Consider the following 19,124-nt stretch of genomic DNA (forward strand, 5'->3'; position numbering starts at 1 on the left):
CCGTGATTAGAAGTCTTGATTGCTCGGGTAATGGGTATAGAAGTCGTTATCCCACAGGAAGTGGGTGGTCGAGACCGTGATGGTCACATCGAGCGCCTCGACAAAATGCCACCAACCCACCGGCAGGAACAGGATCTCGCCCGGTTCCAGCACGCATTCGATGACCGGCACGTTGGCCATCATCGGGAAGCGCTGCAGATCGATGTTGCGTCCATCGACCTGCGAATAACAGTGGCGCTGGTTGTACACGTTGGGCGTGTCGCACGGTGCGATCAACCGCACCCGCTTGCGCCCCGCTATCTGGATCATGAAATTGTTGGTCAGGTCGTGATGGAACGGCGTGATCGTGCCGGCCGGTCCGAACCAGAAAAAGCCGCCGCGCCCCTGCTCCAGGTATTCCGCCAACGGCGGCAGATCCGCCATCAGCTCCTGCAGCGCCTCGCGATTCCGGCCGTCGTTATTGGCGGTCATGTAGAAATCGTTGGTTGGGCCGCTGTCCCGCACCATTGCCACGTATTCGCCGAAAGGCATGCGGCGCTTGTGCGAGTTGCTGTTCATTTCGTAGTTCGGATCGGCCTCGCGGCCGAACTGCACCTCGACTTCCCGCCCGCCCAGTTGCCCGATCAGGTAGTCGTAAGTCCACTTTTCGCGCGCGACGCAATCGTCCAGCATGCCGGTGATGATCACCGGCTCGTTGCGGCGATAGTGCTCGTCGAGGAAAGCGGCGCCGGACAGGCGCTCCCGACGCGGCACTTCATTGGGCCCCAGCCGGTTCAGGCGCTGCTGGATGCGCAGCACCCAGTCGCGCTTGGCCAGCCGGTTGTGCAGTCGCGATACGCCCCGCAGGTATGGGCTGCGCAGCGCGGCGTCCATCTCCGCGCGCGCCGAGGTCTCGACGATGCCAGACTGGATCATGATGCCGATGAGCGCTTCCGGATGGCCGCCGAGAATAAGGTTCTCGGCGATCCATCCCCGCCATGAGTCGTTAACGTCTATCTGTTGTACGGCGTCATGGCGGTTCATCGCTTATCGTCCTTTCCACACTGCGCTGGTCAAAGCTCCGCTGGCGTCGCCGTCGAGCTCCCACGAGAAGGCGCCACGCAGACTCTGGTCGCGCACATACTGCATCTTGGTCGCGATTACCGTCGGGTCGTCATAGCTCCACCATTCTCCGCTGCCAGTGTACAGGAACAGCTGTTTGGTGGCCGGGTGGTACCAGCGCGATCCCGTCTTGTTGACCAGGACTTTGTAGTCGTCTATGCCCGCCTCGTAGGTGCCGGCCGCGGCGCCCGTGGTGGATTGATACAGGCCGTTGGCGTTAGGCCCGGCGGCGACGCCCTTCCATCCGCGTCCGTAGAACGGCACGCCGAGCAGGATCTTATTGCGCGGCATACCTGCGGCCACCAGCGCCGTGATGGCGTCGTTGGCGTTGTACTTGGCGAGCACGCCGGTCGATGGATCGGCGCTGTCGTGGTACAGCGGGGCGTGGAAGTTGGTGGTGCTTTCCCAGCCGCCGTGGAAGTCGTAGCTCATCAGGTTGACCCAGTCCATGTACTGCGAATACAGGTTGGGTTCGGTCTGGGCGATCTTCTCGGTGCCGGCGCCGATGGCGGCCGTCAGCGCATAGCGCTTGCCGTCGATGGCGCCTTGCGCATCAAGCTGCGCGCGGAACTCGGCCATCAGCAGCGTGAAGTTATGCTTGTCGGCGACCGTGTCGAAGGTGTTGTACGGCTGTCCGCCGCCGCCCGGGTATTCCCAGTCGATGTCGATGCCGTCAAACACGCCTTTGGCGGAACCCGCGCCACCGCGTCCATCCTGTACCGGCAGGTCGCCGGCGATGAACATCTTGACGCAGGATTTGGCCAGCTGCTTGCGCAGCGCGTCGGTCTTGGCCGCTGCCGAGAAGTTCTTCGACCAGCTCCAGCCACCCAGCGAGATGAAGATCTTCAGGTTCGGGTGCGCCGCTTTCAGCAGCTTCAATTGCAGGAAGTTGCCGCTCAATGGAGCATCCCATGCGACGGCCTGGCCGTTGACGGTGCGCGCCGGCGAGCGTTGATAGTCGGCGTAGGCGTCGCCGCCGGTGCCGGCCGCGGGCGACGTCGGGCTGTCGTTGCCGACCTCGGCGCGGGTCTGCATGTCGCATTCGTAGCCGCCGTTCTTGGCGTAGGTATTGCCGAAGGCGTAGTTGACGAAGGTGAGCTGGTCGGCGATGCTGGTCTGCACGCCGTTGACCGGGGTCTTGGTGGTGTGGATGTCGGCCACTTCGTAGTTGCGGCCATAGACGCCCCACTGCGCGAAGTAGGAGCCGATTTCACGGCCGCCGGTCGGTGTTGGCGTTGGAGTAGGCGTCGGGGTGGGTGTCGGAGTTGGCGTTGGAGTTGGAGTTGGAGTGGGCGTCGGAGTTGGCGTTGGGGTCGGGGTCGGGGTCGGCGTAGTCGCTTGCAGCTCCCATGGTCCCCATTCCTCGGTGCCCGGAATATTATTCTGCGTCCACCACTTGGCTTTGTAGGTGGCGCCGTTGTAGGTCACGCACATGCCCAGCGTGTAGATCGCGCTGGACGACCATGCCGGACAAGTATCGGCTGCTACGGTTTGCGTCCCTCCGAGCAGCTTCATTTTTTGTGTATCGGTGGCGGGGCTGTCGCTGCCCCCGCCGCAAGCCGCAAGCATGCCGGCGATCAGGCCTAATACGGCCGCATTCCCCTTGACTGCACGTTCCATGGTCTCTCCTTGGTGTGGTGGGTGGTTTTCTTTTTTATTATCTTTTCAGGATGAAACCGAAATAAGTGGTAGTCAAGTGGTTTTATTAAATAGCATCCAATCCAATACCAGTTGCAAGGAGGTAAGAGCCACGCGGGAAAGAATAGGTATCAAACGATACACGGAGTGTGAGCGCCCACCAACTTCGTTGGCGCTACAAATCAAGCGACTAGCATGCCGCTTAACAGAATGTCTGAAAATGAACATTCCGTTAAACGGCTAGTACCAATTTTGAGGGCTGGAAAAGTGGTAGTGCGCCACCCGCGCACAAAAACGGTCAGTGGACCATTTCAGGCAGCAAGGCACGGCCGACGCCGTCACGGATTTCCACGATGCGCCGGCGATCGGTGCCAAAGCTCATCTTGTAGCAAACCTGGCCGTCGCGGGAGGCGGTCGGCAGCACCATCAGCATCTGGAATCCGCTGGGTACCTCTTCGACACCGGGGAAAATCGCCGGCAAGCCGGCCAGCACGATGGCCTGCAACGGACGCTCGCCGCCGATTTCCGTGTAGTGGCCACGGACCGAAATGCCGACACTTTCGCCATCGCTGAACGCGAGGTGGGCATGCCCGAGCACACTGTCGGTTTGCCGGTTGACGATCAGGTTCAGGCGCAAAGTGGGGTGATCCTGGCGCTCGGTGGTGACTTCGTAGACTGCGGTAAATAATTGACTCATGGTGATTCCTGACGGTGATGATGAAAACATGAGTCCACTGTAGGGATGGTGAGCCAAGTTTGCCTTCCGAATACCTTCCGAGAGCTAAGTGATTGTTTATAAACTATATTTCAAATCAAAAAAACAACATCAACGCTTCGGCAGTTGCCAGTCCGGGCGGACGAAATGGCAGGTATAGCCGTTTGGAAGACGTTCCAGATAGTCCTGATGTTCGGGTTCCGCTTCCCAGAATGGGCCGGCGGGCGCCACTTCGGTCACCACTTTGCCCGGCCACAAACCGGACGCGTCGACGTCCGCGATGGTGTCTTCCACCGTCGCCTTTTGTTGCTCGCTGGCATAGTAAATCGCCGACCGGTAACTGGTGCCGATGTCGTTGCCCTGGCGGTTGCGGGTAGTCGGGTCGTGGATCTGGAAGAAAAATTCCAGGATCTTGCGATAGCTGATGACCGCCGGATCAAAGACGATCTCGATCGCCTCGGCATGGGTGCCATGGTTGCGGTAGGTTGCGTTCGCCACATCGCCGCCGCTGTAGCCGACGCGCGTGGCCAGCACGCCGGGATATTTGCGCACCAGATCCTGCATGCCCCAGAAGCATCCGCCGGCCAGGATGGCCTTTTCCGTTACTGTAGTCATTATCTATCCTTTGTTGTATCGCATTGGTCTCTCCATGATTTAGTGACGTTATCCCTTTCTTCAAGGTTACTCACGCCGTCCTTACTGGGATATAATTTACAGACGGAAATCCCAAACACATTCCGTATCTCTTGCCCGGCCTGGACCCAGCCGAACGACCGCAACAGTCTTTGTTGCCCCTCTTTCGTTCAACATCATGGACCAGACCATCCCTGCCAAACGTATTTTAATCGTCGACGACAATCATCAGGCGGCCGATATCGCTGCGGAATTGCTCGCCCTGTACGGCCATCAGACGACGGTCGCCTATTCCGGCGCCGACGGATTGCGGACGGCCGCTGCCTTCGCGCCGGACGTGATCCTGCTCGACCTGGGCATGCCGGGCATGGACGGCTACGAGGTGGCCACCGCCTTGCGCGCGCTGCCGGAAAATCGCAACCTGGCGCTGGTCGCGTTCACCGCCTGGGGCGACGTGGCCACCCGCCAGCGCACGCGCAGCGTCGGCTTCGACCAGCACATCACCAAGCCGGCCAGCCTGGATGAAATCGTCAAGGGCATCGGCGCGGCTTGCGCGATGCGCGACAGTTTCGAGCGCAAGATTGCATAAAGCGCCAGCCCGTGCCCCGTTGAAATAATTTTTGTGCTACCGTTAATAAAAAAACGGGGAGGCATCAATATGCAATTCGAACGACGTTCGCGCCCAGACCGGGTCAAGGCCACTGCGGTCAATGCCGGCATCGCTATGGCGCAAAAAGACGGCCGCGAGGCTGCCGCCACATTCCTGGAAGACGCCGGCGTGCCGCTGCCGGTCATCGCCCGCGTGTTGAGCGAGCCGGAAAAGCGCCGCGCCGAAGACTTGCGCTAGCGGCGGCTGTCCGGTGCCGCCGCCCCGCTGCGGCGCGCACTCATCATTCAACTTCAAAACTATCCAGTCAGGCAAAACTAATGACTGGTCCACAACTATTCCTCTCCCTATGATAGCGACTGGTTGCGCTGTTTCGCGCGCAATACCGGCACGAACCACCGACAGGAGATGAACCATGCCGCCAGGAGCCAGCATCGCAGCCGCTGCCGAGCCGTTGCCCGGAAGCGCACCGTTCTCCCCGGCCGGCTGCACGCCAGCCTCGCAGATCCGGGAAGAGGTGGCCGAGCTGCGGCGCCGGCTGGACTTCCTGCTGCGCCACGACGCGCTGACGCTGCTGCCCAACCGCCTGCAACTGCGCCAGCGTTTCGAACGCGCCGCCGCGCCGGGCGCCGCGTTGACGCTGATGGCGGTCGACCTTTGCGACTTCAAGCACATGCGCGACAATCTCGGCCATGCCGACGGCGACGCCTTGCTGCTGCAGGCGGCGCACCGGCTACTTGCCTGCCTGCAGCCGGACGCCCTGCTGAGCCATCACGGCGGCGGCGAATTCACCATCCTGCTGACCTGCGACGCCGGCGACGCCCGGCAGATCGGCCAGGCGCTGCATGCCGCGTTTGTCGAACCGTTCGAGCTGGACGGCTTGATGCTGGCGCTATCGCTGAACATCGGCATCGCACTGTTCCCGGCCGACGGCCGCACCTACGACGAGGTGCAGAAAGCCGCCGGCATCGCCTTGGCCCACGCCGCCGACGGCACGCGCGGCGGCTGCACCTTTTGCACCGGGCAGATGCGCGACGACACCGATCATCGGATGCGGCTGCACGGACAGCTGCGCAACGCCATCGGCCGCGACGAGTTGCTGCTGCATTATCAGCCGCAGCTGTCGGTCGGCAGCGGCCGCATGATCGGCATGGAAGCGCTGCTGCGCTGGCAGCGCACGGGCGGCGGCATGGAATATCCCGGCAGCTTCATTCCGCTGGCCGAACGCAGCGGCATGATCATCCCCATCGGCGAATGGGTGCTGAACGAAGCCTGCCGCCAGGCGCGCGCCTGGCAGGACCAGGGCCATGCGCCGCTGACGGTCGCGGTCAATCTGTCGGCGCTGCAGTTCCGCCACGGCGACATCGTGGCCACCGTCGCGGCGGCGTTGCGGCGCTCCGGGCTGGCGCCGGCGCAGCTGGAACTGGAGCTGACCGAATCGATCCTGCTGCACGACAGCGTCAGCGTCAACCGCTCGCTGCAGGCACTCAAGGCGATGGGCGTGGCGCTGTCGATCGACGACTTCGGCACCGGCTATTCGAATTTGTCGTACCTGAAAAGCCTGGCGGTGGACAAGCTCAAGATCGACCAATCGTTCGTGCGCGGGCTGGGCGAGGATGCCGGCAACAGCGCCATCGTCAAAGCCATCATCCAGCTCGGCCACACGCTGCAGCTGTCGGTGATCGCCGAGGGCGTGGAAACCAGCCGCCAGCTGGAGGAGCTGGCGGGACTGGGCTGCGACGCGGCGCAAGGCTACTACTTCAGCAAGCCCTTGTCGGCGGTCCAGTTTGGCGACTTGCTGCGCCAGCAATCTTGCCTGAACGAAGATTATCGATTTGTAAGTTAGACGCGTTGCGGCGCGACTATGCTGAAACCATGTTCAAAGTTAGCCGCATACCGATGCAGATGAAATACGAAGGAGCCCTACCGCGCACGCCGCCGTTGCAGGCGTTGCGCGCATTCGAGAGCGCGGCCCGGCTGGGCAGCTTTGCCCAGGCCGCGCTGGAATTGAGCCTGACTTACGGCGCGATCGGGCAGCAGGTACGCGCGCTCGAAGGCATGCTGGGCGTACCGCTGTTCGACCGCGTCGGGCGCGGCGTGATGGTGACCGAGGCCGGTGCCCGCTATGCCAGGCGCACGCGCGCCCTGCTGCTGGAGCTGGCCGCCGCGACCGCCGAGATGGCCCGCGCCGACGCCGCCAACCGCCTGACGCTCAGCGTGCTGCCATCGTTCGCGGCGCGCTGGCTGGTCAAGCGGGTCGGCGCGTTCATCGACGCCAACCCCGATCTGGAACTGATCATCGAGACGTCGACGCAGCTGGCCGACCTGCGCTGCGGCGACGTCGACCTGTGCATCCGCTTTGGCGTCGGTCCATGGGAGGGGCTGGCATGCGAGCGGATACTGGACGATGAATACTATCCGGTGTGCGCGCCCGGCTACTGGCCGGCGGCGCTGCCGCCGGAGCCGGCCGCGCTGCGGCAGTTTCCGCTGCTGCTGTGCCATGACGAGCCGTGGTCGCCATGGTTGCAGGCGGCTGGGCTGCACGACACCAGCGAACCGCGCGGCACCACCTACAGCGACGCCGTCAATCTGCTGCAGGCGGCCAGGGAGCGGCAGGGAATCGCGCTGGCGCGGCATTCGCTGGTGCAGGACGACATCGCCAGCGGCGCACTGGTGCGGCTGTTCCAGATCAGCGTGCGTAGTCCGCGCTCGTATTTTCTGGTGTCCACCCAGACCCTGGCCAAGGCCGCCAAGGTGCGCCGCTTCCGCGCCTGGCTGCTGACCCAGCTCGGCTCCACCATCGTTCAGAAAGCGCTTGACAGTGCTTGATTTGTGGCTCATGATGCATTCCATCGCATACGACACAAGCGGATGCGAAGCTTAAACCAACCATAGCAATCAAAGGAAAACATCATGAGCAAAATTCAAAAAGTCCTGACCACAGGCAAAACCCACACCACCTCGAGCGACGCCGGCGGTCTTTCGCGCAGCCACAATGGCAACCTCAACATTCACCTGACGGCGCCGGGCAACAGCGCGGTGCGCGAACACGTGTTTGCCGACATCCAGCCGCATCCGACCGCCGAGCAACTGTTTGCCGGCGCCTGGTCGGCCTGCTACAGCGCAGCCGTCGGCATCGTGGCCAAGGAAAAGAAAGTGGAACTGCCGGCCGACACCTCGGTGGACATCGAAGTCGACCTGGGCGTGGCCGGCAATGAATACTTCCTGCAGGCGCGCATCAACCTCAACGCGCCCGGCCTGGACCAGGAAGTCGCCACCGCGATCGCCCACGCCGCCGACCAGATCTGCCCGTATTCGAAAGCCACCCGGGGCAATATCGACGTGGTGTTGACAGCTGTCGTCGCTTAATTTTTGATCATTAAAAGCGCATGCGATATAATAGCGTGCACATATAATCGGAGTTTCACATGACCGCCACGCCATCCAGCTACCAGCCGATCAACTGCGAGTTTCACGACCTGCTGGAAGTGCACGCGACCCGGCGCAAGCCGGCGCGGATCGCCTTCCGCGACGCGGACGGCGCCGAGCAGTTGCGCAACGCGGTCATTACCGACGTGTACGCGAAAGCCGGCGCCGACTACCTGGCCATGAGCACCGGCGAAACCTTGCGTCTCGACCAGCTCATCGAAGTCGACGGCGCCAAGCTGGCCGATTACTGACGGGGCTAGCGCACCAGGCAGGGCTTTTTGTTGTTGAACTTCCAGCCGGGGATCAGGAACTGCATGGCGACCGCGTCGTCGCGCGCGCCCAGGCCCATGCCGCGGTACAGCTGGTGCGCCGCCTCGATCCGCTCCATGTCCAGCTCGACGCCGAGGCCAGGCGCGGCCGGCACGTCGATCAGCCCGCCGACGATGCGCAGCGGCTGTTTGGTCAGCTGCTGGCCATCCTGCCAGATCCAGTGGGTATCGATGGCGGTGATGTCGCCCGGCGCGGCTGCCGCGACCTGGGTGAACATCGCCAGCGAAATATCGAAGTGGTTGTTCGAATGCGAACCCCAGGTCAGGCCCCACTCCTGGCACATCTGCGCCACGCGCACCGAGCCCTGCATGGTCCAGAAATGCGGATCGGCCAGCGGAATGTCGACCGATTGCAGCTGGATCGCGTGGCCCATCTCGCGCCAGTCGGTGGCCACCATATTGGTCGCCGTGCGCAGGCCCGTGCTGCGGCGGAACTCGGCCATCACCTCGCGGCCCGAGTAGCCGTCCTCCGCGCCACACGGATCTTCCGCGTAGGCCAGCACGTGGCCGTGGTCGCGGCACAGCCGGATCGCGTCCTTCAGCAGCCAGCCGCCGTTCGGATCGAGCGTGATGCGGGCGTTCGGGAAGCGCTCGGCCAGCGCCGTCACCGCTTCCATTTCCTCCTCGCCGCGCAGCACGCCGCCCTTGAGCTTGAAGTCGTTGAAGCCATAGCGGGCGTAGGCCGCCTCGGCCAGGCGCACGATGGCGTCCGGCGTCATCGCCGTTTCGTGACGCAGGCGCAGCCAGTCGCCCTGCTCGCCGGCGCCATCCAGGTAAGGCAGGTCGGTGGCCTTGCGATCGCCGACGAAGAACAGGTAGCCCAGCGCCTCGACCTGGTCGCGCTGCTGGCCGTTGCCCAGCAGCGCTGCGACCGGCACGCCGAGGAACTTGCCCAGCAAATCGAGCAGCGCAGACTCCACCGCCGTGACGGCGTGCACCGCCACCCGCAGGTCGAAGGTTTGCTGGCCGCGGCCGCCCGCGTCGCGCCCGGCGAACGCGGTGCGCATGCGGTTGAGGATGCGCTGGTAATGGCCGATGGGCTGGCCGACCACCAGCTCGGCGGCGTCGGCGATGGTTTGCCGTATGCGCTCGCCGCCCGGCACTTCGCCGGCGCCGGTGTTGCCGGCGCTGTCGGTCAGGATCACGATGTTGCGGGTGAAGTAAGGGCCATGGGCGCCGCTGAGGTTGAGCAGCATGCTGTCATGGCCGGCGACCGGGATCACCTGCAGCTTGACGACGGTGGGAGTGCCCGCCTGAATTGATTGATTCATGTTGATGTTCTTCAAGGTAAAGATAGCGACGCGCCCAATTTTTCACGCAAAACGGTACCGCTACCAAATTTAATGGTAGCGGTACCGTTTTAGTGTGTCAACCGATAATTGCGTGGAATTGCTCAAATTGCATCACACGCTGTCGCGTTCGATGATGGTGAAGCCGATGTCGCAGCACGGCTCGGCCACGACGCGGCCGGCGGCCCGGTCCATGATGAATTGCGCGGCCGTGCGGCCGATGGCGGTGCCGTCGACGCGCACCGTGGTCAGCGCCGGCTGCAGGTCGCGGGCGAAACCCAGGTCGCCAAAGCTGATCAGCGCCAGCTGCGACGGGATGGCGATGCCGCGCGCGGCCGCTTCGATCATCACGCCGATCGCCATCATGTCGGAGCTGCAGAACAAGGCGTCGATCTCCAGGCCGCGGCCCAGCAGTTCGCACAGGCCGCTGCGCCCGCCGCCCAGCGTGGTCGGCGCCGGCACGGAGCAGCACGGCACCTCGCCGTCGGCCTGCCCCATGCCCAGTTCGGCGGCGGCCTTGCGGAACGCGCCCGCGCGGCGCAGGCTGCGGTCGTCGTCGCCGCTGATGGTGGCAACCCGCCGGCGGCCGGCGGCATGCAGGTAGCGCGCTACGGCGATGCCGATTTGCTCGTGCGAGAAGCCGACCAGCATGTCGATCGGGGTCGGCGTCAGGTCCCAGGTTTCCACCACCGGGATGCCGCTGGCCTTCAGCTTGCGCCGCGCCTCTTCAGTATGCAGGGCGCCGGTCAGCACGATGCCGTCCGGACGGCGGCCGATGATGGCGTCGAGCAGCGCGTCCTCGCGCGAGTTTTCATAGCCGCTCTGGCCCAGCATCAGCTGGTAGCCCGACTCCTCCAGCGTGCGCGTCAGCGACTGTATGGTTTCCAGGAACACCGGACCAGACAGGTTAGGCACCACCGCCGCCACCAACCGGCTTTTCTTCGACGCCAGGGCGCCGGCCAGCAGGTTGGGCACATAACCGGTCTTGGCGACGGCGGCGCGCACTTTTTTCAGCACCTTGGCCGACACGGCGTCGGGCGTGTTGAGCGCGCGCGATGCGGTGATCGGCGCCACCCCGGCCACCAGGGCCACGTCGCGCAGCGTCAATCCGCCGGTCTTGTTGCGGCGGCCCGGACGGGCCGGCTCCGTTGCCGTCGATACGCTCGTCGCGGCGGCCGCGTCGCGGATAGTGGAAACATTTTTTTTCATTGACTAGCGTAGTTGGGCAATTGAGACCAATTATAAAACGTTTCACTGGCGGTAACGGCCATCAATTCGGCCATCGCCATTGCTGCCACAGCGCAACAATTGGAGAGTTTTCCAATTGTCAACTTATCTATAATCGGTCCACGAACGGCTTTTTACCGGTGGATGAATATGGATATTTCTTCGGAAGTCACGCGTCGTACCTTTTTGAAAGTGCTGGCCAGCGGCGCCACGGTCAGCCTGTCCGTGACCAGCCTGACCGCGCTGGCCATGAACGCCTCAAGGCCAAGGATGACGGAGGTGCCGGAATGGGCGCCCGAACCGGGCAAGGCGCGCTGGCGCATCGACGGCATGCAAAAGGTGCTGGGGCAGAAAATCTACGCGCGCGACTTCAAGGCCCGCGACTTCAAGGATTGGCCCCAGGACGGCGAGTACTTCCTGTACGCCGTGCGCTGCGACCGCTACGACCAGGTTATCGACAGCTACGACCTGAGCATGCTGCCGAAGGAACTGCAGCCGGTGGCCGTCATCGACGCGGCAGCGCTGGTCGCCAAGAAGATGAACCTGGCCAGCAACATGAACAGCCCGTTCCTGGCGACGATCGGCAAGCCGGCGGACTTCTTCGGGCAGCCGGTGGTGATGCTAATCTTCGCCAGTTTCGACATCTATCGCCACGCCGTAAAGATCCTGCAATTCAATCCCGACGTTATCTCCTACGGCGCCAAGGAAAGCACCAAGCGCACCGTCTACTCTCCCGCCACCAGCTACGTGCGCGACGACACGCAGAATTTCAACTACGTGTACAGCGCCGACTACCAGACGCGCCAGGCCGAGGTGGCCAAGCAGATCAAGGCCAGCATCGACAGCCAGACCTGGCCGACTTTTGCGCGCACCTTCTACACGCAGACCATCGACCCGATGTTCATGGAACCGGAGTCCGGACTGGCGTGGTACGACCCGGGGCCGCAGCAGCTGAACCTAGTGCTGGGCACGCAATCGCCGACCGGCGACGCGTATGACGCCGCAGGTATCTTCGAAAACAGCGCCTACCCGGTGAAGGATATCGACCTGGTGTCGTGCTACCCCGGCGGCGGATTCGGCGGGCGCGACCAGTCGTACTTCTCGATGTACCTGTCGATGGCGGCGCCGTTTTCGGCCAAGCCCTTGCGCTGGGCGCAGAACCGCTTCGAACAATTCCAGATCGGCCTGAAGCGCTGCGAGACCCACTTCCGCGAAACGCTCGCCGTGGACAGCAGCGGCATGATCCAGGCGATCGATTGCAATTTCACGCTGAACGGCGGCGACCAGAAAAATCTCAGCCCTTATGTCGCGCAGCTGGCCGCGCTGAGTTCCATGAGCTGCTACAACATCCCGCGCGCCGTCGCCACCGCCAGCGCGATGCAGACGCCGCAATTGCTGGGCGGTTCGCAGCGCGGCTTCGGCGGACCGCAAGCCTTCATCGCCATTGAAACCCTGCTCGACGAAGCGGCGCAGGCACTGAAGATCGATCCGTTTGCGCTGCGCCGGAAAAACCTGCTGGCAAAAAACCGCGGCGCCACCGTGACAGGCGCGCCGATACTACAGGACCTGCAACTGGACGACATGCTGAAGCGCCTGGAGCAGCATCCGCTGTGGCAAAACCGCGCGGCCACGCAGCAGGCCAAGAAGCGCGAGGGCTTGTTGTACGGCGTGGGCTTCGCGATGTCCAACGAAGCCTACGGCACTTCCGGAGACGGCATGTTCGGCGCGGTGCAGATCGAGCCGACCGGCACAATCACGGTCTACACGCCGTATGTCGACATGGGCAACGGCGCGGCCACCGCGCTCGGCCTCGCGCCGGCCGCCTATTTGGGGCGCAACGCCAACAGCATCAACATGGGCGAAACCCAGTTGTTCGACGCCCTGAACCTGACGACCAAACCCGCCACGCCGACGCCGCCCAATTACGTGCTGAAGAGTTCCGGCTCGTCCAGCGCCTGCCTGGGCGCCTTCTATCAATACCACGTGGTCGAGCAGGCTGGACTGGCGCTGATCTTGCAAAGCCTGCTGCCGGCCGCGCGGGCCTTGTGGAAAGCGGAACCGCCCGCCTCCGCGCTGAGCTGGAAGGACAACCGGCTGCATGCGGGCGACCTGCCGTCGCTGCCATGGTCGGCGCTGATCAAGCAGGCGATGCGGATGAAATTGCCGATGGTGGCGGTGGTGCACGCCAGCTACGTCGGTGCGTTCGCCACCGCCCAATATGCGTTCACCAGCGGCGCCGCCACGGTTCCGCTCGACTATATCGCGATGGGCGCCACGGTCGACACGCTGCAGCCCCTGACCCGCAGCCAGTTGAACAATCCGCCGGTGATCAACAGCAAATTCGGCCGCACCACATACGCGCCCTGCGGCTCGCTGGTTGCCGCCACCATCAACCCGGAGAGCGGCCAGATCGCGATCGAATCGGTGGTGTCGGTACTGTGCGCGGGCGTGCTGCATTGCCCGCAAATGGTGTCCGGACAATCCCAGGGCGCAATCGCCATGGCCATCGGCAACGTGCTGCTTGAGCATTGCCCCAACAACGAGTCCGGGCCTGGCAACGGCACCTGGAACCTGAACAAATACGCCATCGCGCGCTCCACCGACATCCCGAAACAGGAATTGGTGATACTGCCGCCGGCACCCGGCGAAACCACGGCGCGCGGCATCGCCGAAGCGGTCATGTGTCCGATCGCGCCGTCCATCCTGAATGCGCTGGCCATGGCCACCGGAGGCCAGCGCTACACCATGCTGCCGGTGACGGCGCACAACGTCCTGGAGTCATTGAAATGAGACAGCCCATCCACTTCCATATCAATGACAAACCGGTGCAGGCCGATGCGGCCGACAGCGACATGGCCCTGATCGATTTCCTGCACGAGCGCCAGAACCTCACCGGCACCAAGTTCTGCTGCGGCATCGGCGTCTGCCGCGCCTGCACCGTCGCCACGCGCAACGAGAAAGGCGCGCTGATGGAGAAGACGCTCTCCTGCTCCACGCCGGTCAGCGCAGTGCAGGACATGCGGATCTATACGGTGGAAAGCCTGGGCACGCAGGAAGCACTGGCGCCGTTGCAGCTCGCCTTCCTGGAGAACTTCTCCTTCCAATGCGGCTACTGCGCACCGGGATTCCTGATGGCGGCGACGGCCATGCTGTCGCACCTGAAGGACGCGCCGGTCTATGCCGAGCATCTCGACGAGGTCATCAACACCTGGGTCGGCGGCAACCTTTGCCGCTGCACCGGCTATGTGCGCTACATGGAGGCGATACGCCAGGTGGCGCTGCCTTATACCAAAGCCGCGCGCGAGGAGGAGAAATGAAAATCACGTCATTGCTGTCCGCCCTGTGCCTGGCCGCGGCCGCCGGCGGCGCGCACGCGGCTACGCCCAAGATCGCCACCCAAAGCCTGCAGGAATATGGCCAGGAATGCGCCGAGATGATCGGACAGATTCCCGCATTCGACTGCCTCGACGGCACCATCGTGCCGATCACCGTCGACGGCAAGACGCCGTCCGAATACACGTCCGGCATGACCTGCGACCGCCCCGCCCTGCTGCCGTACAAGCCGGACTCGTTCGGCCAGTGCACGCCGTATTCGCGCATCCTGAATTTTTCCCGCGACAAGGTGCAGATCTCGGCCTTCTGCCGGCGCGAGCAATTGCGCGATCCGAAGAGCGTGATGTTCGACGAGGTCGACATCATCGCGCACAACGCCAACAGCGGCAAAACCTGCTGGTTCCATGCGGAAGACAAGCCGGGCCAGCGCGGCGGCTTCGACGCCTCGCGCGTGCCGCCGCCGAACGAGAAGGTGGCCCCGCCCAAGCGCGTCTCCGCCAAGGACTTCTGGTGGACGCCCGGCCGCACCGCGCAGAAGAACTGCGCCAGCTGCCACGACGCCGATCCGTTCATGTACAGCCCGTGGCTGGGCCAGGTGTGGCACAAGGTGCCGACCGATCCGCTGGGCCGCTACAGCAACATCGGCAAGGATTTCGCGTCGTGGCATTCGAACAGCATCAGCACGCGCGATAACACCTGCGTCGGCTGCCACCGCATCGGCGACCAGGCCAGCTGCGCGGTGTATATCCCCATGGCCACCGGCAAGATCAGCCCGAAAGGCGGCGACGCGATGGCGATGAGTTATCCGCTCAGCCACTGGATGCCGGTCAATAACGATCAGACCAAGGCGTTCTGGACCAAGGCGAACCTGGAATCGCTGCAGAAAATCATGACCTGCTGCGACGATCCGAAGAATCCGATCTGCACGATCACGCCGATTATTACGCCGGCGTCGAAGAAATAACTCCGCCATCCAAGGATACGCATGCCAGTTATCGTTTATCAGTCATTGAACTCCAACAGCAGCAGTAGCCATGATATTTCGGCCAGCAATATCCAGTACTACACACGCATGGCGCAAAAGCATTCCATGCAACAGGGAAGTGAAAACTGGGCGCTGGTGTATCCCACCTCGCACACGCTGGCACCGCACATTGCGCTGCAAGGCCCGGCACAGTTGATGTCCACCTCTACCTCGTCCGACTACACCACCAAAGGCCAGATCGACGACGCGGAGTTTCAGAGGATGACCTATGAAAAAATGCGGCAAATGCAGCAGGCGCAGTTCCGCGAGTTTGGCGTCAACTGCGACCTGATGGTCATCGGCGAACTCGACAGCAGCAACTCGGGTTGGAACAAGCTGTCGGAGCACGCCGGCACGCTGGTCGGGGCGACCTCGAGCAGCAAGACCTGCCAATGCTTTTCGGTACACAGCAATCATTCTGGTGTCGGCATCATCGCGCAAGGTACGAGCTGGGTCGCAGTGCGCTGCATCGACGTTATCGCTCTCTTCGTTCACGTGCCGAATGACTTCGCGGGTAACGCGACCAAAGTACAAGAGTATTACCACGAGATCCAAGGGATTGTCTCCAACGCCAAAGGCGGCGGCCTGATCGACCTGTTGATGGGTGATACCAACCAGAAGAGCGCAGGCTTCACGCCGACAGCGTTGACCAATGCGATAGGCATTCAATTCACGGATGCGTATGGAGGCAAGGAAATTCAGATGGCCGACTCGTTCGGCAGAACGTCCGGCGGGACCAACGCAAAAGGAACGGCCAAGTACGATGTCGCGGTCTACAACACCAAGACGGTCAAGGAGGTGAAGGCCGTATACCTGTCCCAGTTCACGCCGATCGGCGGCAGCGTCGCCGCCGTGACCGACCACATGGCCATTTGCGCACAAGTGAGCAAGTAAAGTAGTCAACCGCGAAGGATGGCGGCCGCTCGGCCGCGAATGTCGGCCCCGCTCATGTGCGCGATCAATCAGTCGCTGGCGGGATTCCATCCGATCTACTTCGCGGCAAGTTCCGAGGTATTAGCCGGGCAAGAATGATCGAGTGTCTGAACCGGCTCGGCTGCGATGTGGACATCGTCGTGAAAAAGGATGGCCGACACGCGTTGGGGCAAACACAGGTAGTCGTCGCCTGAAGATCACCTCGGCTGCGACAACGCAACAGCATCGGCACCAGCCGCCTGGCGCAGCGGGCATGACGGATCGTTCGCCGCACGCCATACCGCTTCCGCCACATCCGCCGCGTAAGTGACCGCAGTCGATTGCCCCCACGCCTCGAACACGCTCTGCGCCAGGCCGGCATAGGCCTCGGGGATCGCGCCCTCCATGCGTGACCGTGCGTTCTCGCCGAACTTGGTCGTCGGCGAACGTCCCGGCAGCACCAGGTTCACCCGCACGTTAAATTGCTGCAGTTCCAGCGCAAGCGACTCGGTGAACGCATTGACCGCCGCCTTGCTGGCCGTGTACACGGACAACAGAGGCAGCGGCATCAGCGTCACGCTCGAAGTCACGTTCACGACGACACCCGCCCGCCGCAGCCGGAACTGCGGCAGCACCGCCTGCGTCATCGCGATCGTGCCGAGGGTGTTCGTCTCGAAGACCTCACGCGCGGTTGCCATCGAGATGCCCTCCAACGCGCCCAGCGCGCCTATGCCCGCGTTGTTGACCAGCACGTCGATCGGCCCGGCCTCCTCCACCGCACGGCGGATGCTGTCGGCATCGGTGACATCGAGCGCGATCACGCGCAGATGCTCGGAACGCGGCAGCACGTCCTCGCTCGGCGTGCGCATGGTGGCGACGACCCTCCATTCGCGATCAAGAAAGTATTGGGCGGTTTCAAGGCCGAAACCGGATGAGCATCCGGTGATGAGGACGGTTTTCATGGCGACTCCTGTTGGGTGGTTTGCAGTAGCCAAACTATAGTGCGCAGTCTCCGGACTTGCTACAATCAGGAGTCCACTTTTAATTAGCAATAGTCCAGATATGATCGATCCGCTCGCCGAGGTTGTCACGCTGCTGCAACCGCAGGCCCGGTTCTCGAAAGTCGTTAGCGCCGCAGGTTCGTGGCGGGTGCGGCGCACGGAGTCCGGGCAGCCGTTCTACTGCGTGATCCTTGAAGGCTCGTCCCGGCTTGAAGTCAATGGTCACGAGCCGATCCAGCTGCAGCAAGGCGACTTTGTCCTGGTTCCGTCGGCATACGCATTCACGATGACCAGCCTGGAGCCGCCGGCATTGGAGTATCTGGATAGCCCGCCTGTCCTGCTGCCGAATGGCGAGTTCAGGCACGGCCCTCAGGACATACCGGCCGACACGCAGCTGCTGGTAGGCCACTGCACCTTCGGCTCGCCCGATGCGGCCTTGCTGGTTTCGCTGCTGCCGCAACTGGTGCACGTACGCGGCGAGAAGCGGCTGGCCACGATCGTGCAGCTGGTGGGAGAAGAATCGCGGTCGGCCCGGCCCGCGCGCGAGGTGATCCTGGCGCGGCTGCTGGAGGTGCTGTTGATCGAAGCGCTGCGCTCCGCGGCGGGAACTGCCGCATCGCCGGGCTTGCTGCGCGGCCTTGCCGACGAACGCCTCGCTGTCGCGCTACGGCGCATCCACGAAAACATGACCAAGCCCTGGACGGTCGCGCAGTTGGCGAAAGAGGCCGCCCTCTCGCGCTCGACGTTCTTCGAGCGCTTCAGCCGCGCATTGGGCGTCGCGCCGATGGAGTACCTACTCGCCTGGCGCATGGCATTGGCGAAGAACCTGCTGCGGCGGCAAGAGGCTGGCATCGCCGAGGTTGCCGAACGCGTCGGTTACGGTTCGGCCAGCGCGTTCAGCGTCGCCTTCACCCGCCATGTCGGACTGCCGCCAGCGCGCTACGTGCGAGAGCAACTGGCGGCGCAGCCGCCGAATTAATCCTGCGGCAGCTCGCGGATCTCCACACCACCGCCGGCTTCGTAGTGCGGATTGCCGACCAGGAAGCGCGCGGCATCGTCGATGCTCGTCGCACGCACGCGCAGGAAACCGGTGACGTCCAGGCTAGCGGAATCGGTGGGGGCGCCTTTGCGGTACAGCGCGCCCTGGCCGATGGAACTGCCCCCGTCGAACTGGCCGCTTTGCCGCAGGCCGGTGATATAGGCTTCCCACAGCGTGCTGCTGGCGGCATCAGGGTGGGCGGTATCGTCAAGCATGAGGATGATGTAGTCGTTCATGGTCTCTCGCGGTGTCGGCTTGATTCTGTATTTTATCAGCGTACCGCCAGGGATCTTGCGGCCAGATTTTCCTCTGTAATCCGCTAGGCGCGTGCCCCGAGGAATAATCAGGCTTCTGGCGCCGACCAGACCAGATTCCACAGGTGGCCATCGATATCTTCGAAGCCCTGGTCATACATAAAGCCATGGTCCTCGGGCGGATGCGGTATGCGGCCACCAGCGGCAAGGGCCTTGGCGATCAGGCTGTCCACCTCGTCCCGGCTTTCGCAAGTCAGGCAAATGACGACTTCATTGGCTTCCTTTGCATTCACGACGGGCTTGTCGATCAGGGACTGGAAGAAGGGTTCGCTCGTCAGCATGGCCCGGATGGTGTCGTCGACGATGTTCATGAACGCCGCTTTCTCTCCGCTAAATCGGGGATCGAAGGTAAAGCCGAGAGCGGAAAAGAAGGCCTTGGATTTGTCCAGGTTTTTCACAGGCAGGTTGAGGATGATCTGTTTGTTCATGGCGTTTCCTTGGTTAGAGTGGAATGGGCAATCGGTACTTCATCCCTACGACGGGTGGCGGCATACAAAATCGACACGCTTGCGAAAAATATTTTCCGCTCGCGC

The 19,124-nt window shown here is 63.0% G+C and carries 21 protein-coding genes; 12 read left to right on the forward strand and 9 right to left on the reverse strand.

The window, feature by feature from the left end:
* Positions 1–6: 6 nt before the first annotated feature.
* The 4 genes from ACSQ3S_RS28315 to msrA form a co-directional block, all read right to left on the reverse strand.
* Positions 7–1,023, reverse strand: a complete 1,017-nt coding sequence (locus tag ACSQ3S_RS28315; RefSeq protein WP_436144453.1) for a cupin-like domain-containing protein — start codon at positions 1,021–1,023, stop codon at positions 7–9.
* A gap of 3 nt (positions 1,024–1,026) precedes the next feature.
* Positions 1,027–2,721, reverse strand: a complete 1,695-nt coding sequence (locus ACSQ3S_RS28320; RefSeq protein WP_436144454.1) for a glycosyl hydrolase family 18 protein — start codon at positions 2,719–2,721, stop codon at positions 1,027–1,029.
* Positions 2,722–3,037: 316 nt separating this feature from the next.
* Positions 3,038–3,436, reverse strand: a complete 399-nt coding sequence (locus ACSQ3S_RS28325) for a DUF1842 domain-containing protein (protein ID WP_176652701.1) — start codon at positions 3,434–3,436, stop codon at positions 3,038–3,040.
* A 129-nt stretch (positions 3,437–3,565) separates the two neighbouring features.
* Entirely contained in the window at positions 3,566–4,069 is a 504-nt protein-coding gene (msrA, locus tag ACSQ3S_RS28330) for a peptide-methionine (S)-S-oxide reductase MsrA (RefSeq protein WP_436144455.1), read from the reverse strand.
* A gap of 196 nt (positions 4,070–4,265) precedes the next feature.
* Here msrA and ACSQ3S_RS28335 point away from each other — a divergent pair, with 196 nt between their 5' ends.
* From ACSQ3S_RS28335 to ACSQ3S_RS28360, 6 genes are all read left to right on the forward strand, one after another.
* A complete protein-coding gene (locus ACSQ3S_RS28335; RefSeq protein WP_176652699.1) occupies positions 4,266–4,676 on the forward strand; it encodes a response regulator in 411 nt (136 codons plus the stop codon).
* Positions 4,677–4,745: 69 nt separating this feature from the next.
* Positions 4,746–4,934 carry a hypothetical protein gene (locus ACSQ3S_RS28340; RefSeq protein ID WP_176652698.1) on the forward strand — a complete coding sequence of 63 codons (189 nt, stop codon included), beginning with the start codon at positions 4,746–4,748 and terminating at the stop codon, positions 4,932–4,934.
* A 175-nt stretch (positions 4,935–5,109) separates the two neighbouring features.
* Complete coding sequence (locus ACSQ3S_RS28345; RefSeq protein WP_436144456.1) at positions 5,110–6,540, forward strand: putative bifunctional diguanylate cyclase/phosphodiesterase; 1,431 nt, start codon at positions 5,110–5,112, stop codon at positions 6,538–6,540.
* Positions 6,541–6,569: 29 nt separating this feature from the next.
* Entirely contained in the window at positions 6,570–7,523 is a 954-nt protein-coding gene (gene gcvA, locus ACSQ3S_RS28350; RefSeq protein WP_436144457.1) for a transcriptional regulator GcvA, read from the forward strand.
* 84 nt (positions 7,524–7,607) lie between these two features.
* A complete protein-coding gene (locus tag ACSQ3S_RS28355; protein WP_176652695.1) occupies positions 7,608–8,063 on the forward strand; it encodes an Ohr family peroxiredoxin in 456 nt (151 codons plus the stop codon).
* Positions 8,064–8,122: 59 nt separating this feature from the next.
* Entirely contained in the window at positions 8,123–8,374 is a 252-nt protein-coding gene (locus tag ACSQ3S_RS28360) for a hypothetical protein (RefSeq protein WP_176652694.1), read from the forward strand.
* A 5-nt stretch (positions 8,375–8,379) separates the two neighbouring features.
* Here ACSQ3S_RS28360 and gudD read toward each other — a convergent pair whose 3' ends face one another.
* Both gudD and ACSQ3S_RS28370 read right to left on the reverse strand, forming a co-directional pair.
* Positions 8,380–9,723 carry a glucarate dehydratase gene (gudD, locus tag ACSQ3S_RS28365; RefSeq protein ID WP_436144458.1) on the reverse strand — a complete coding sequence of 448 codons (1,344 nt, stop codon included), beginning with the start codon at positions 9,721–9,723 and terminating at the stop codon, positions 8,380–8,382.
* A 132-nt stretch (positions 9,724–9,855) separates the two neighbouring features.
* Complete coding sequence (locus ACSQ3S_RS28370) at positions 9,856–10,950, reverse strand: LacI family DNA-binding transcriptional regulator (RefSeq protein ID WP_436144459.1); 1,095 nt, start codon at positions 10,948–10,950, stop codon at positions 9,856–9,858.
* Between the two features lie 168 nt (positions 10,951–11,118).
* Between ACSQ3S_RS28370 and ACSQ3S_RS28375 the strand changes: the two genes are divergently transcribed.
* The 5 genes from ACSQ3S_RS28375 to ACSQ3S_RS28395 are packed head-to-tail and all read left to right on the forward strand — an operon-like array spanning position 11,119 to position 16,452.
* A complete protein-coding gene (locus ACSQ3S_RS28375; RefSeq protein WP_436144460.1) occupies positions 11,119–13,758 on the forward strand; it encodes a xanthine dehydrogenase family protein molybdopterin-binding subunit in 2,640 nt (879 codons plus the stop codon).
* Positions 13,755–14,285: a (2Fe-2S)-binding protein gene (locus ACSQ3S_RS28380; RefSeq protein ID WP_413448091.1), complete on the forward strand. Its 531-nt coding sequence runs from the start codon at positions 13,755–13,757 to the stop codon at positions 14,283–14,285. Before ACSQ3S_RS28375 ends, ACSQ3S_RS28380 begins: the two co-directional genes overlap by 4 nt.
* A complete protein-coding gene (locus ACSQ3S_RS28385; protein WP_436144461.1) occupies positions 14,282–15,265 on the forward strand; it encodes a hypothetical protein in 984 nt (327 codons plus the stop codon). Before ACSQ3S_RS28380 ends, ACSQ3S_RS28385 begins: the two co-directional genes overlap by 4 nt.
* Before the next feature lie 21 nt (positions 15,266–15,286).
* Entirely contained in the window at positions 15,287–16,219 is a 933-nt protein-coding gene (locus ACSQ3S_RS28390; protein WP_436144462.1) for a hypothetical protein, read from the forward strand.
* 56 nt (positions 16,220–16,275) lie between these two features.
* The gene (locus ACSQ3S_RS28395; protein WP_436144463.1) at positions 16,276–16,452 is read left to right on the forward strand and encodes an XRE family transcriptional regulator; all 177 of its coding nucleotides are present in this window, start codon (positions 16,276–16,278) and stop codon (positions 16,450–16,452) included.
* A gap of 3 nt (positions 16,453–16,455) precedes the next feature.
* On the opposite strand, the gene ACSQ3S_RS28400 is transcribed toward ACSQ3S_RS28395, so the two are convergent.
* Entirely contained in the window at positions 16,456–17,199 is a 744-nt protein-coding gene (locus ACSQ3S_RS28400) for an SDR family oxidoreductase (RefSeq protein WP_436144464.1), read from the reverse strand.
* 100 nt (positions 17,200–17,299) lie between these two features.
* On the opposite strand from ACSQ3S_RS28400, the gene ACSQ3S_RS28405 reads away from it, so the two are divergent.
* Positions 17,300–18,217 (forward strand): cupin domain-containing protein, encoded by a 918-nt coding sequence (locus ACSQ3S_RS28405; RefSeq protein WP_436144465.1) that lies wholly within the window; start codon positions 17,300–17,302, stop codon positions 18,215–18,217.
* Here the strand turns inward: ACSQ3S_RS28405 and ACSQ3S_RS28410 are convergent.
* Together ACSQ3S_RS28410 and ACSQ3S_RS28415 are read right to left on the reverse strand one after the other, a co-directional pair.
* Positions 18,214–18,513, reverse strand: a complete 300-nt coding sequence (locus ACSQ3S_RS28410; RefSeq protein WP_436144466.1) for a hypothetical protein — start codon at positions 18,511–18,513, stop codon at positions 18,214–18,216. The genes ACSQ3S_RS28405 and ACSQ3S_RS28410 overlap by 4 nt on opposite strands.
* 107 nt (positions 18,514–18,620) lie before the next feature.
* Positions 18,621–19,019: a VOC family protein gene (locus ACSQ3S_RS28415; protein ID WP_353403412.1), complete on the reverse strand. Its 399-nt coding sequence runs from the start codon at positions 19,017–19,019 to the stop codon at positions 18,621–18,623.
* Positions 19,020–19,124 lie beyond the last annotated feature (105 nt).

It is taken from the genome of Duganella sp. LjRoot269 (assembly GCF_964254095.1).
Lineage (GTDB): Bacteria > Pseudomonadota > Gammaproteobacteria > Burkholderiales > Burkholderiaceae_D > Rugamonas > Rugamonas hordei.